This window comes from Vibrio sp. 1-Bac 57 (assembly GCF_037546855.1).
In the GTDB taxonomy this organism is placed as follows: Bacteria; Pseudomonadota; Gammaproteobacteria; order Enterobacterales; family Psychromonadaceae; genus Psychromonas.
Genome location: NZ_JALAAC010000002.1, coordinates 200,030 through 213,540, shown reverse-complemented (window position 1 = coordinate 213,540; position 13,511 = coordinate 200,030). Strand labels below are relative to the sequence as shown.

Here is a 13,511-nt window from a genome sequence, read left to right as displayed (position 1 = left end):
TATTGATCATAAATCATTTTTTATTCAAAAAATTCTTGTAAAATACGCGCCCTAAAGAATAAAAAAGAAAATTAAAGAAAACTATAAATAATATAAGTAATAAAAGCACAATCACTCTTGGAGAAAAGACGGTGAGAAAAACTAAAATTGTATGTACGATAGGTCCAAAATCAGAATCTAAAGAAATGTTAACAAAACTAGTTGAGAACGGCATGAATGTAATGCGTCTTAACTTTTCACACGGTGACTTCATCGAACATGGTACTCGAATTACACGTATCCGCGAAGTGTGTGAAGAAACTGGTAAAAATGTTGCTGTTCTTTTAGATACTAAAGGTCCAGAAATCCGTACTGTCAAATTAGAAAACGGTAATGATGTATTATTAACTGCAGGTCAAGAATTCACACTTTCTACAGACCAAACAATCGTTGGTGATAACACTATCGTTGCAGTAACTTACGAAAACTTAACAAAAGATCTTGTTATTGGAAACACTGTATTGTTAGACGATGGTCTAATTGAAATGACAGTAAAAAGCATCACTGATACTAATGTTATCTGTACAGTAATGAATACGGGTGAGCTAGGCGAAAACAAAGGTGTTAATCTACCTGGTGTTAAAGTTCAACTACCTGCATTGTCTAAGAAAGATAAAGGCGATTTAATCTTTGGTTGTGAGCAAGATGTCGATTTCATTGCAGCATCATTTATTCGTAAGAAAGAAGACGTACTAGAAATTCGTGAGCTATTAAAAGCAAATGGCGGCGAAAACATTCAAATCATCTCTAAAATTGAAAACCAAGAAGGCGTTGATAACTTTGATGAGATCCTAGCGGTTTCTGACGCAATCATGGTTGCTCGTGGTGATTTAGGTGTTGAGATTCCGGTTGAAGAAGTAATTTTTGCACAAAAAATGATGATTGAGAAAGCAAATAAAGCACGTAAGCCTGTTATTACAGCAACTCAAATGCTTGATTCAATGATCAAAAACCCACGTCCAACACGTGCTGAAGCTGGTGATGTTGCGAATGCAATTATCGATGGTACTGATGCAGTAATGCTTTCAGGCGAGTCAGCTAAAGGTAAATACCCTGCAGAAGCAGTGGAAATTATGGCTTCTATCTGTGCACGTACTGACAGTGTACTTCACCCAGTAGTAGAAGAAAAAGATGCGGACCTTCGTATTACTGAAGCAGTATGTAGCGGTGCAGTTAAAAATGCAGAGCAACTAGGTGCTAAATTAATTATCGTTGCGACAGGTGCAGGTAAATCAGCACGTTCAATTCGTAAATATTTCCCATCAATGCCTATTTTAGCACTAACTAGTAATGCTAAAACTCGTCAACAATTAGCATTAACTAAAGGTGTTTCTGCAAAGGTTATCGAACAACAGGCATCAATGGAAGAATTCTATAAATTAGGTATGGATTTAGCTAAAGAGCAAGGTTTAGTAGTTACTGGCGATAAAGTCGTGATGGTAACTGGTGCACTAGTTTCTTCTGGTACAACTAATACTTCTTCTGTACACGTTATTTCTTAATGATTAGTCGCTATTTGAGCGATTGAAATAAGAAAATAAATTAATCAAACATCGCTTCAGGGCGATGTTTTTTTTTGTGCAAATTCCCATTAATTAAAAACTAATTTTCCGTCTGTGCATAGTTTTCTATATACTAAGCTTCCATTTTTTGTATTCATTACCCATTAGTCAAAAATATGAAGCTAATACAATACGTTAATTATCTAGTTAAACCTGTTCTGTGGGGGTTATTTCTTGCCGCGCTGATTATTTATGGGCCAAAAATATATAAGAGCTTAGAAAATGATCGCAGTTATAAACCTGCACTTATTAGTTACTCAGATGCAGTAAAAAAAGCAGCACCATCAGTTGTTAACATTTACTCTCAGCAATATATAGACTCTAGTGTGGGATCCAAACAACAGTTACAACCTACGGGATTAGGCTCGGGCATTATCCTTGATAAGAGAGGTTATATTGTCACTAATCACCATGTTATCGCAGAGGCAGATCAAATCTTAATTGCTTTACAGGACGGTCGCTTATTCACGGCTAATGTCATTGGTAGTGATGTGATCACTGACCTAGCAGTATTACAAATTGAAGCAAACAACCTTCCAGTGATCCCACAAAATTCTGATTATATTGCAGAAATTGGAGATCTAGTCTTAGCTATTGGTAATCCTTACAATCTTGGCCAAACCATTACTCAAGGCGTGATCAGTGCAACTGGTCGCAGCGGAATGAGCAGCACAGGACGACAAGACTTTATTCAAACCGACGCTGCGATTAATGAAGGCAATTCCGGTGGTGCATTGATTAATAGTTACGGAGAACTGGTTGGTATTAATACGTCAGAATTTTACACAGGTACACGTAATGTGACTTACGGTATTAGCTTTGCAATCCCCTACCGTCTAGTAAAATTTGTAATGCAGAGTCTAATTCAAGATGGCCGAGTAATTCGTGGTTCATTAGGCATTGAAGCGGAGAATTTAGATCCTTTACTAGCTCGCTTATGGGGGCTAGAGGCTAAAAATAGTATTATAGTTAAAAAAATAATCGACAACGGACCAGCACAAAAAGCCGGCATGCAAAAGAATGACATTATTCTAAAAATTGATGATAAAGATGCAATTAACTTAATTGTAACGATGGATAAAATAGCTAAAATTAAACCTGGCTCTGCAACAAAAATAACAATCTTAAGAGAGGGTAAAGAACAAGTCCTTGATGTCATGATTGGTGAATTACAACAATAAAAGCTATCAATAATCTGTCTGATTTTAGATCAGGCATAAGCAGCTATGACAACTATATTCACTAAAATAACCAAAGCAGCTAAAGAATCTACGGCAACTAAAACAACCAAAGCAACTACAACACCTTCACTGACTAAAACAAGTAAAACAGCTACGACAATTTCAGTACTAAAGTAGCCAAATTAGCTACTTCATTCTGTTAATAAAGCCCAAGCATGATCCATTATTCGTAAAAATTAGATAATAAAAAGAAAGCCTTAGCTTTCTTTTTTATCTGTCTCATCAATAGCGAGAATACGCTATATCAATTAAGACTCTACACGACGCATTTTTGCGCCCAATGGAATCAATTTATCTTCAATCGCTTCATAGCCACGGTCTATATGATAAATTTCATCAACAATTGTTTCGCCCTGTGCAATTAAACCAGCAATAACAAGGCTAGCAGATGCCCGTAAATCAGTTGCCATAACGATTGCCCCGCTTAACTTATCATTATCACCACAAATAGCTAAATTGCCATCTAGCTCGATATTAGCGCCCATACGAATTAATTCAGGTACGTGCATAAAGCGGTTTTCAAAGATATTTTCTTTGATACGACCTGTGCCTGGTGCAACCGTATTAAGTAGCGTAAATTGTGCTTGCATATCCGTTGGGAACGCAGGATGTGGAGCAGTCGTAATATTAACTGATTTTAAAGTACGACCAGTCATATCAACTTCAATCCAGTCATCACCGGTTGTCACTAATGCACCTGCTTCTTCAAGCTTAGACAGAACAGCGGTTAATAGCTGAGGATCAGTTTTGACACAACGTACTTTACCGCCACTCACTACACCAGCAACTAAAAAGGTACCGGTTTCAATGCGGTCAGGTTGTACTTGATAAGTGCAGTCACCTAGAGTCTCAACACCTTCAATAGTAATGGTATCAGTACCAGCACCTGATATTTTACCACCCATACCATTAATGAAATTAGCAAGATCAACAATTTCTGGCTCTTTCGCTGCATTTTCAATGGTAGTAACACCTTCGGCTAACGCAGCAGCCATCATTAAGTTGCCCGTACCTGTTACGCTCACTAGGTCCATGTATAAATGACAACCTTTTAAACGACCGTCAACACGTGCTTTAATAAAGCCGTCTTCAACTTTGATTGTGGCACCCATTTGCTCTAAACCGTGAATATGTAGATTCACAGGGCGAGCACCAATTGCACAACCACCAGGTAGCGAGATATCTGCTTCACCAAAACGCGCAACCAATGGTCCTAATGCTAAAATAGAAGCGCGCATACTTCTTACTAACTCATAAGAAGCGGTGTAATTTTTAACGCCTTTAGCATTAATTTTTACAGTGTGCTTATCCTGTTGTGTGGTTGCACCAAGTTCTTGCAACAACTCAAGCGTTGTAGAGATATCTTTTAATAGAGGTACATTACTTAATGTAATATCACCTTCAGATAATAAAGTAGCAAATAGGATTGGTAATGCGGCATTTTTTGCCCCAGAAATAGTTACCTCGCCATTTAACTGGCAGCCACCTTGAATAATAAATTGACCCATGAAAATCCTTATTAACCTACTAAATAAAATGTTTTTGTTTTTGCCACTCATCTGGCGTTAATGCTTTAATGGTTAACGCATGAATTGCATTAGTAGCAATATCATCCGCTAAATGAGCATAAATTGTTTGTTGTTTTTTAACACGACTCATGTCAATAAACATCTCACTTACTGCGATCACTTGAAAAGTGCCACTTTCCCCTTTAACAATACAAACATCTAATGTTAAAGCTTGCTCCAATTTCTCTTTAATTGTTTCTGTATTCATAATAAACCACTATTTTTCAAAAAGGTTTTCTACACCATAAAGCTCAGCGAGAATGCGTAATTTGTCCGAAGCATTAATCAACTTCAGCGCAGGGTATTTGGTTTTAATTTGCACTAAGTAAGCGACACCAGCGGAATCAATTTTATTTATTTGAGATAAATCGACATTATTAACCGTTTGGTAAGTCTCTATCGCAGGGTAAGTTTGCTCACTTAAATTAGCGAGCAATAAATCTAGACTAAGCAACAGGTCGTTGCTCATGATACAAACTCACTATTTTTCTCTAATAGTAGTTTGATCACTTCATCAATCCCTTGTTTCTGGATCAATGGTCGTAATTCAGATTTTTTGGTATCTAACATGCTGACACCTTCCGCAATCACATCAAAAACTTTCCATTCACCTGTTTTTGAATTGTTACGCAATTTAAAATCTAATTGCGTTACTTGTCCATTATTGTCGGTCATTCTAACAGGAATACTGACAATTTTCTTACCCTTAAAGTTATTAATATCAAGTATCAACAGTGATTGTTGCTCGTATTTACCTAATATGTGTCCATAAGCATTGATTAAATATGCAAGAAAAGCATCTACAAATTGTTCACGCTGTTCAGGGGTGGTATTTTTTAAATTAGGCCCTACCACACTATAGGCAGTGTATTTGTAATCAAAGAAAGGGATAAGTTCCTCTTTAATGATCACTTTAATATATTCAGGCTCACTCTGTAAGCGGCTTTTTTCATCGTTTAAGCGCTTAAAAGTGGTTGTTGAGACTGAATGTAGTACTTGATTAGGGTTGGTAATGTCACTCTCACTTGCGATCAGTGAAAATGATAGAGAATATAAAAATGCAAAAACATAAATAAATAAACGCATTAGTCGTCCTTATTATTAATAGAGTAAATAAACTGCCCAATTAGGTCTTCAAGCACCAATGCAGACTTAGTATCTTCAACCATGTCACCGTTGGCTAACATTTCAATACCGTCATCGATAAAACCAGGTTTAATACCGACATATTGCTCACCTAATAAACCAGAGGTTAAAATGGCAAGTGAAGAAGTTTCAGGATAAAAACCTTGTTTTTCAAACATTGAAAGTGTCACTAGCGGTGTATAAGACTCTTTATCTAAGGTAATAGATTCCACACGGCCAACAACAACACCACCTAATTTAACCGGTGCACGAGGTTTCAACCCACCGACATTATTAAAATTAGCTTGTAACGTATAACTATTACCTTCACCTTTAAATGATAGTCCTGCAACACTAAATGCTAACACGACAAAAGAGGCTATCGCTGCAACAACAAATAATCCGACCCATATTTCTAATTTTTTCTGTGGCATTTTAGCCTCCAAACATAATAACAGTTAGTAAAAAATCCATTCCTAAAACGAGTAATGAAGCTAACACCACGGTTTTTGTGGTTGCTCTACTAATGCCCTGTGCATTAGGGATAACGTGAAAGCCATTAAATAAAGCAACCCAAGTAACAATAACAGCAAAGATCAGACTTTTGATTATACCATTGAGCACGTCGGGACCGAAATTAACACTGCCTTCCATTACAGACCAGAAAGCACCACCATCTATTCCCATCCAGCTCACACCAATTAAATATCCGCCCCAAATAGCCACCACATTAAAAATAAGTGTTAATAAAGGTAATGCCACCACACCAGCAATGAGTCGAGGTGCAATAACACGTTTTAATGGCGACACCGCCATCATTTCCATGCTCGCAATTTGCTCTGTACTTTGCATAAGGCCAATTTCAGCAGTTAACGCAGATCCAGCTCTTCCCGCAAATAACAATGCTGCAACCACAGGCCCTAATTCGCGTAATAATGATAGCGCGACCATACTGCCTAAACTTTCTTCCGCTGCATAATCCACTAAAACATAATAACCTTGTAAACTCAGCACCATACCAATAAACAAGCCAGCTGTAACAATAATAGGCAAGGATAAAATACCTAAATGATATAGTTGATTAATAAACAAACTAAATAATTTAGGATGAGGTTTAGTAAACAACGTACGATAAAACATCAACGCTGATTTCCCGGCACCCTCGATTTGTTGTAAAGTAAATGCACCAATATTTTGTAACAATTGCAGTCCCCCTTGTAGCATTATAAATTCGCCTTTTCTAAGTCTGCTTGGTAATCATCAGCAGGCATATGAAATGGAACAGGACCTTGCACTGCACCGGCTAAAAATTGTTGTAATAATGCATTATCTTTTTGCGCTAACACTTCCTCGACAGAGCCTTCAGCGATGATTTTTTTCTCTGCAAATACATACACATTGTCGGCAATTGAAAGTACCTCATTGACATCATGGGAAACAATAATAGAAGTCAAACCTAAGGTATCATTAAGTTGTTTAACTAGTTTCAATAATACATTCATTGAAATAGGATCTTGGCCAGTAAAAGGTTCATCATACATGACCACTTCAGGATCCAGTGCAATCGCACGTGCTAACGCAATACGCCTTGCCATCCCTCCTGATAATTGCGAAGGATGTAGATCCTTTGCGCCACGTAAACCGACCGCATTCAATTTCATTAACACTAATGTTGTTAAGAGCTTTTCGTCTAACTGAGTATGTTCTCGTAGCGGAAAAGCGACATTTTCAAATACCGTTAGATCATTAAATAAAGCACCGCTTTGAAATAACATGCCCATTTTTTTTCTAACTTCATAAAGCGCTTTTTGCGAGCATTGGTGAATAGATGTGCCATTAAAAATGACCTCGCCATTGTCCGCGGGAATCTGTCCACCGATTAATTTTAATAGGGTAGTTTTACCTATTCCACTTGGCCCAAGCACGGCAGTAATTTTACCTCGTTCAAATTGCATATCGAGGTTATCAAATATTTTCTTTTGCTGGCGCGAGAAACTAAGTTGATTAATAACAATGTGTGATGTTGGCATGAATACATTTTCTCTAAGGAAACGAAAGCTCAGTCTAATAATTCAGACAAGAAAGGCAATTAATAATCGACGATAAAGTCAGTAAAGTATCAATTTAGAGCGAATTTACCCCATAAAGTTCTAAATAAGCAAAAATTAGTCGAAGAATAGCGGTTATTTTCAATTATCATAGGCTGTTCTTTGTTTTCATTATTCACTTAGTCAGTAAATTAACTAAATAATCTAAGTATTAGTATTGTTTACGCTATTTAATAATAAGCAGTCTTGTTATGATGACAGTTAAATACTCAAGTAAACAATGCTCGCCTTAATGTACACATTTTGATATTTTTACCCTTAAATCACCACCTATTTAAAAAAGAGCCTATAAATGATCGATACACCCTATGGAAAAATCAGCACAACTAATTTTCAACGAGCACAAAAAATAAAACTTTTTGTTTGTGATGTAGATGGTGTTTTTTCAGATGGTCGGATTTATATGGGAAATGACGGCGAAGAATTAAAAGCATTTCATACAAAAGATGGTTTTGGATTAAAAGCGATCATGCAACAAGGTATTGATGTTGCCATTATTACAGGCAGAGAATCTAACATCGTAAAAAATAGAATGACGGCATTGGGTATTAAACATATTTTTCAAGGTAAAGATGACAAGTTAACGGTTTATCAGTCATTACTTGAACAATTACTATTAACACCTGAGCAAACGGCCTATATCGGCGATGATGTTGTGGATTTGCCTGTCATGGTACTTTCTGGATTAGGTGTTGCTGTCAATGATGCTCACCCGTTGGTGATTCAGCAGGCAGATTTAGTGACAACGACTAAAGGCGGATTTGGTGCGGTACGTGAAATATGTGACCTATTCCTACAATGCCATGGTCAACTATCTATGACGCAAGGTAAAAGTGAATAAATGAATAAACGTCAAAGCATTCCTTTTATTGCTTTAATCGTCGCCTTTGTATTTTGGGTGTATATTAAACCAGAAATAGAGGTGCCCTCATTACCTGAACACCATCCAAGTTATATCGCCGATGATGTTACAAGCCAGCATTATGATCCACTAGGGTTCAATGATTATCGTGTTTTTGCAGATAAAATGACTAACTATTCGGAAGATGAGTCAACTCACTTTGAGTCGCCTAAAGTAGTCGTTTATAACAAAAACATACAAACTGGTGTCGTTTCTACATGGCAATTAACAAGCCTAAAGGGTACGTTAACGGATAAATATAAATTAGTACTTTCAGGTAAAGTATTGATTGAAAACTTAAGTAAAGATCAGATTGTACAAACAATGTCTACCGATGAAGCCACGGTAATGCTAGATAGTAAAATTATCACCACGCCATTACAAGTCGACTGGACTGGGCCACAAATGCGCCAACAAGGGGTTGGAATGTGGGCATCGATGGAAACAGAAGAAATGACACTTAATTCGAATACAAAAGCGGTATATTTTAATGAATCTAAATAAATTAGCAGTTTCACTTATTACTATCACATTGTTCAGTGCAAGCGCACTGGCATTAGAGTCTGATTTTGATCAAGCGATCCATGTTTCATCGGTAAAACAGCATGCAAACATGAAGAGCAATACTGTCATTTTCACAGATGAAGTTTTACTCACACAAGGCTCGATTAAAATTACAGCCGATAAGCTTACTGTTGTGCGTGGTAATAAACCTAACCATGAAACGATGATAGCAGAAGGTAATGTGGCTACTTTTCATCAAACGCAGGATGATGGAAAACCCCTAGATGCTCAAGCAAAACATATTCTCTATGATGTCGCGAAAGGCACCATAACCTTGACTAAAAATGCGCAGGTAAAACAACTAGATAGCCAAATTAATGGCGCTAAAATTGTTTATTTTTTAGAATCTCAAGAACTTAATGTCAGCACCGATAAAGCAAAACAAGAACGGGTTCAAACAGTTTTTTTACCCGCTCAATTTGAAAAAGATAAAACTAAAAAGTCATCTAATTCCTCTACACCAAAAACAATAGAAGAGGAAAAATAACGATGGCTGAATTACGTGCGACGGGATTAGTAAAAAGCTATAAAGGCCGAACTGTTGTTAACGGTGTAGGGTTAACGGTTAAAACAGGTGAAATCGTAGGGTTATTAGGGCCTAACGGTGCAGGTAAGACCACCTCATTTTATATGGTTGTTGGCTTAGTGAAACAAGATCAAGGCTCTATTATCATTGATGATCAAGATATATCCAGTGATCCTATGCATATTCGCGCGCAAAAAGGCATTGGTTATTTACCACAGGAAGCTTCTATCTTTCGTCGTTTAACTGTGACAGAAAATATCATGGGTATTCTGCAAACCCGTAAAGAATTAACGCAGGCTGAGCGAGACGATAAATTGAATACGCTACTCGAAGAGTTTCATATTACTCATATTCGAGATAATAAAGGCATGAGCTTATCAGGTGGCGAACGACGCCGTGTTGAAATTGCACGTGCACTGGCTACTGAACCCAAATTTATTTTACTCGATGAACCCTTTGCTGGTGTCGATCCTATTTCGGTTATTGATATTAAGAATATTATCCAACAGTTGCGAGACCGTGGGTTAGGTGTATTAATTACAGATCATAATGTACGTGAAACCTTGGATGTGTGTGAGCACTCTTATATCGTAAGTCACGGAGAAATTATAGCTATTGGGACGCAAGACGAAATATTAGCAAACGATCATGTAAAACGCGTTTATCTAGGTGAACAATTTAAACTTTAAGGTATAGTTATTTTTAATTGAGCAATAAGTTCTAGGAATATATGTTTTGATGAAACAAGGTTTACAATTGAAAATGGGTCAGCAATTAGCGATGACCCCTCAATTACAACAAGCAATAAAATTGTTGCAGCTTTCAACACTCGATCTACAACAAGAGATTCAAAACGCGCTAGATTCCAATCCTCTTTTAGAACAAGACGATCAAACGGGCTCAGAAGAAACAGTCAAAGAATCTGACAGTAGCCAACTTGATACTTCTGACGCTATCTCACAACAAGAATTTTCCGATGATTTACCGGCAGAAAAAGAGTGGGAAGAGTCTTACACGTCAACACCTATTACAGGCACTAGCTCCAATGCTGTAGCCTATGATGGTGAAGATTCCGTTTACCAAGGTGAGTCCTCAACTTCATTACAGGATCACTTGTTATGGCAAATGCAACTCACTCCCTTTACTGAAACCGACCAAGTCATTGCCATGGCGATTATTGATTCAATTGATGAATCCGGTTATTTAACGACAAGTTGTGACAGTATTTTAGAAAGTTTAGAAGCAGATCTTGAAGGCTTAGAGTTGGATGAAGTTGAAGTTGTATTAAAGCGCATTCAACATTTTGACCCGCTAGGCGTTGCCGCACGTTCAACACAAGAATGCTTGCAAATTCAACTACGCCAATTACCCGTTACCACTCCTTGGCGTGAAGAAGCTATTTTAATTCTTGAGCTATATATGGAGTTACTCGGTAATCGAGACTATCGAACATTAGCCAGAAAAAGCAAATTCAAAGAAAGCCAACTATCTGAAATAATGCGCTTAATTCAGAGCCTAGAACCGAGGCCTGGTAACAGTATTGAAACCAGTGAAACGCAATATATAGTGCCTGATGTTTATGTTAAGAAAATTAACGGCCAGTGGCGTGTTTCATTAAATCAAGATTGTGACCCTAACTTATCTATAAATGAACAATATGCTAGCCTTTGTAAAGGTAATATCAGTAAAACAGATTCACAATTTATCAAAGGTCATTTACAAGAAGCAAAATGGTTTATTAAGAGCTTAGAAAGCCGTAACGAAACTTTGTTAAAAGTATCTAACTGTATTGTTCAACAGCAACAAGCCTTTTTCGAATATGGCGATGAATCCATGAAACCTATGGTATTAAATGATGTTGCCTTTGAAGTAGAAATGCATGAATCGACTATATCCCGAGTGACAACACAAAAATTTATGCACACACCTCGCGGTATTTATGAATTAAAATTTTTCTTTTCAAGTCATGTTGCAACAGATGGTGGTGGCGAATGTTCATCAACGGCAATTCGTGCATTAATTAAAAAATTAGTCGCAGCAGAGCCGACAAATAAACCCTTAAGTGATAATAAAATAACACAATTACTGGAAGAAAAAGGTATTCAGGTTGCACGGCGCACCATTGCAAAATACCGCGAATCTTTAGGTATTCCGCCTTCTAACCAACGTAAACAATTACTTTAAATAGTGAGCAATGCAAATAAAAATGAGATTAACTATAGTCATTTAATACTAACCTGCTAAACTCGCGCGTTCGTTAAATACAGTTAAATATATTATGAAAATATCTACTTTATTAAATAAAGATTCAGTCTTCTGCCAAACGGCATGCACCAGTAAAAAAGGTGCATTAGAAAAAATCAGTATTATTGCTGCACAACAATTAAATTTAGATGCTCAGGAATTATTCGAAAGTTTAATTGCCCGCGAAAAAATTGGCTCTACTGGTGTAGGTTCTGGCATTGCTCTCCCTCATGTTAAAATATCTAGCGACTCCCCTGCGACAGCTGTATTTTTGCAATGTGAATCAGGTATCGATTATGATTCATATGATGGTAACAAAGTAGATATATTATTTGCTATATTTGTTCCTGAGGATCTGTGTAAAGAATACCTTGCTGCGCTGTCAGAAATAAGCCAAAAGCTATTAGATAAGCAATTTCTGCGTCAATTACGTTGCGCAAAGACTAATGAAGAGTTATTTGAGTTATTAACCCTATAAAATTTTAGGAGAACATATGAAGTTAATTGTTATTAGTGGTCGGTCAGGCTCAGGAAAAACAATTGCCCTCCATGTCCTGGAAGATTTAGGTTACAACTGCATTGATGGGGTCCCGTATCAATTATTAGAACAATTAGTTGATACGGTAGCTCCTAAAGATAACAAAGTAGCAGTCAGTTTAGACATCCGCAATATGCCCTCTGACGTTGATGCGATAAAAAAACTGATTGAATCACTGCAACAAAAAGTCGAATTAGAAATTATCTATATCGACGCATTAACCAGTGAGTTAATTAGACGTTATAGCGAAACTCGACGTTTACACCCACTGTCTAAACAAAAGTTATCTTTATCTCAGGCCTTAGAGTTAGAAAATGAAATGCTTGCTCCTTTAAAAGCATTGGCCGCTTTTTCAATTGATACCACCTCGCTCTCCGTCCACAACTTAAATGAACACCTTAAGATTTACTTGCAAGGCTCTAGTAAAAGCAATGTATTAGTGATTTTTCAATCTTTTGGGTTTAAACACTTACACCCTGAAGACGCTGATTATATTTTTGATGTCCGTTTTCTGCCTAACCCTTACTGGGAAAAGAATTTAAAACAATATTCTGGCAAGGACAAACTGATCCAAGATTATTTGAATACATTTCCTTTAGTCAAAGAAACAATCACGAATATAGAAAACTTGTTTCTTACTTGGTTACCACATTTAGAACAAAACAATAGAAACTATGTAACAATCGCTATCGGTTGTACCGGTGGTAGACACCGTTCAGTTTATGTTACAGAGCAAATAGCAGCCCGTTTCAAACACAAATACCAAGTACAAATTGAACATAAATGTTTAAAGGAGTAATTCCTGTTGGATATCATTAAGCAAACAATTACAATACAAAATAAATTAGGTCTGCACACTCGAGCAACCATCAAATTAGTTGAACTCGTCAACGCTTTTGATGCGCAAATTATCATCACTCATAATGGTAAACAAGCTGATGCTGGTAGTGTTTTAGGATTATTAGTATTAGAAACGTGTTTTGGTCAAGAAATTGAAATTGAAGCGAAAGGCCCAGAAGCAAAACAAGCGATGCAAGCCGTCACAGAACTCATTGAAAATAAGTTCTTAGAAGAAGAATAATAAAAAGGAGTTCG

The 13,511-nt window shown here is 36.9% G+C and carries 18 protein-coding genes; 11 read left to right on the top strand and 7 right to left on the bottom strand.

Going from position 1 to position 13,511, the window contains the following annotated elements; genetic code table 11:
* Positions 1–131 precede the first annotated feature (131 nt).
* From pykF to MT391_RS02240, 3 genes are all read left to right on the top strand, one after another.
* Positions 132–1,541: a pyruvate kinase PykF gene (gene pykF, locus MT391_RS02250; protein WP_166370982.1), complete on the top strand. Its 1,410-nt coding sequence runs from the start codon at positions 132–134 to the stop codon at positions 1,539–1,541.
* A 176-nt stretch (positions 1,542–1,717) separates the two neighbouring features.
* Positions 1,718–2,782 (top strand): outer membrane-stress sensor serine endopeptidase DegS, encoded by a 1,065-nt coding sequence (gene degS / locus MT391_RS02245; protein WP_499496784.1) that lies wholly within the window; start codon positions 1,718–1,720, stop codon positions 2,780–2,782.
* A gap of 45 nt (positions 2,783–2,827) precedes the next feature.
* Positions 2,828–2,959 (top strand): hypothetical protein, encoded by a 132-nt coding sequence (locus MT391_RS02240; RefSeq protein WP_499496783.1) that lies wholly within the window; start codon positions 2,828–2,830, stop codon positions 2,957–2,959.
* A gap of 131 nt (positions 2,960–3,090) precedes the next feature.
* On the opposite strand, the gene murA is transcribed toward MT391_RS02240, so the two are convergent.
* The 7 genes from murA to MT391_RS02205 are packed head-to-tail and all read right to left on the bottom strand — an operon-like array spanning position 3,091 to position 7,565.
* Positions 3,091–4,350: a UDP-N-acetylglucosamine 1-carboxyvinyltransferase gene (gene murA / locus MT391_RS02235; protein WP_166370988.1), complete on the bottom strand. Its 1,260-nt coding sequence runs from the start codon at positions 4,348–4,350 to the stop codon at positions 3,091–3,093.
* A gap of 19 nt (positions 4,351–4,369) precedes the next feature.
* Entirely contained in the window at positions 4,370–4,618 is a 249-nt protein-coding gene (locus tag MT391_RS02230; RefSeq protein ID WP_166370990.1) for a BolA family protein, read from the bottom strand.
* Positions 4,619–4,627: 9 nt separating this feature from the next.
* On the bottom strand, positions 4,628–4,879 hold the full coding sequence (locus tag MT391_RS02225) for an STAS domain-containing protein (RefSeq protein ID WP_166370992.1): 252 nt from the start codon (positions 4,877–4,879) through the stop codon (positions 4,628–4,630).
* On the bottom strand, positions 4,876–5,496 hold the full coding sequence (locus MT391_RS02220) for an MlaC/ttg2D family ABC transporter substrate-binding protein (RefSeq protein ID WP_166370994.1): 621 nt from the start codon (positions 5,494–5,496) through the stop codon (positions 4,876–4,878). Before MT391_RS02220 ends, MT391_RS02225 begins: the two co-directional genes overlap by 4 nt.
* On the bottom strand, positions 5,496–5,969 hold the full coding sequence (gene mlaD / locus MT391_RS02215; protein ID WP_166370996.1) for an outer membrane lipid asymmetry maintenance protein MlaD: 474 nt from the start codon (positions 5,967–5,969) through the stop codon (positions 5,496–5,498). The genes MT391_RS02220 and mlaD overlap by 1 nt, the downstream gene beginning before the upstream one ends.
* A gap of 1 nt (position 5,970) precedes the next feature.
* A complete protein-coding gene (gene mlaE / locus MT391_RS02210) occupies positions 5,971–6,759 on the bottom strand; it encodes a lipid asymmetry maintenance ABC transporter permease subunit MlaE (RefSeq protein WP_166370998.1) in 789 nt (262 codons plus the stop codon).
* Positions 6,759–7,565 carry an ATP-binding cassette domain-containing protein gene (locus tag MT391_RS02205; protein WP_499496782.1) on the bottom strand — a complete coding sequence of 269 codons (807 nt, stop codon included), beginning with the start codon at positions 7,563–7,565 and terminating at the stop codon, positions 6,759–6,761. The genes mlaE and MT391_RS02205 overlap by 1 nt, the downstream gene beginning before the upstream one ends.
* A 370-nt stretch (positions 7,566–7,935) precedes the next feature.
* Here MT391_RS02205 and kdsC point away from each other — a divergent pair, with 370 nt between their 5' ends.
* The 8 genes from kdsC (at position 7,936) to MT391_RS02165 (ending at position 13,497) form a co-directional block, all read left to right on the top strand.
* Positions 7,936–8,484 carry a 3-deoxy-manno-octulosonate-8-phosphatase KdsC gene (kdsC, locus tag MT391_RS02200; RefSeq protein WP_499496781.1) on the top strand — a complete coding sequence of 183 codons (549 nt, stop codon included), beginning with the start codon at positions 7,936–7,938 and terminating at the stop codon, positions 8,482–8,484.
* Positions 8,485–9,048 carry an LPS export ABC transporter periplasmic protein LptC gene (gene lptC / locus MT391_RS02195; RefSeq protein WP_499496780.1) on the top strand — a complete coding sequence of 188 codons (564 nt, stop codon included), beginning with the start codon at positions 8,485–8,487 and terminating at the stop codon, positions 9,046–9,048. It begins immediately after the preceding gene.
* A complete protein-coding gene (gene lptA, locus MT391_RS02190; RefSeq protein WP_499496779.1) occupies positions 9,035–9,595 on the top strand; it encodes a lipopolysaccharide transport periplasmic protein LptA in 561 nt (186 codons plus the stop codon). Before lptC ends, lptA begins: the two co-directional genes overlap by 14 nt.
* Positions 9,596–9,597: 2 nt before the next feature.
* Positions 9,598–10,323, top strand: a complete 726-nt coding sequence (gene lptB / locus MT391_RS02185) for an LPS export ABC transporter ATP-binding protein (protein ID WP_499496778.1) — start codon at positions 9,598–9,600, stop codon at positions 10,321–10,323.
* 49 nt (positions 10,324–10,372) lie between these two features.
* Entirely contained in the window at positions 10,373–11,818 is a 1,446-nt protein-coding gene (locus tag MT391_RS02180; protein WP_166371010.1) for an RNA polymerase factor sigma-54, read from the top strand.
* Positions 11,819–11,912: 94 nt separating this feature from the next.
* A complete protein-coding gene (ptsN, locus tag MT391_RS02175) occupies positions 11,913–12,356 on the top strand; it encodes a PTS IIA-like nitrogen regulatory protein PtsN (RefSeq protein WP_166371012.1) in 444 nt (147 codons plus the stop codon).
* 16 nt (positions 12,357–12,372) lie between these two features.
* Positions 12,373–13,215 (top strand): RNase adapter RapZ, encoded by an 843-nt coding sequence (rapZ, locus tag MT391_RS02170; protein WP_166371014.1) that lies wholly within the window; start codon positions 12,373–12,375, stop codon positions 13,213–13,215.
* Positions 13,216–13,221: 6 nt separating this feature from the next.
* Positions 13,222–13,497 (top strand): HPr family phosphocarrier protein, encoded by a 276-nt coding sequence (locus MT391_RS02165; protein WP_028867492.1) that lies wholly within the window; start codon positions 13,222–13,224, stop codon positions 13,495–13,497.
* Positions 13,498–13,511: the final 14 nt, after the last annotated feature.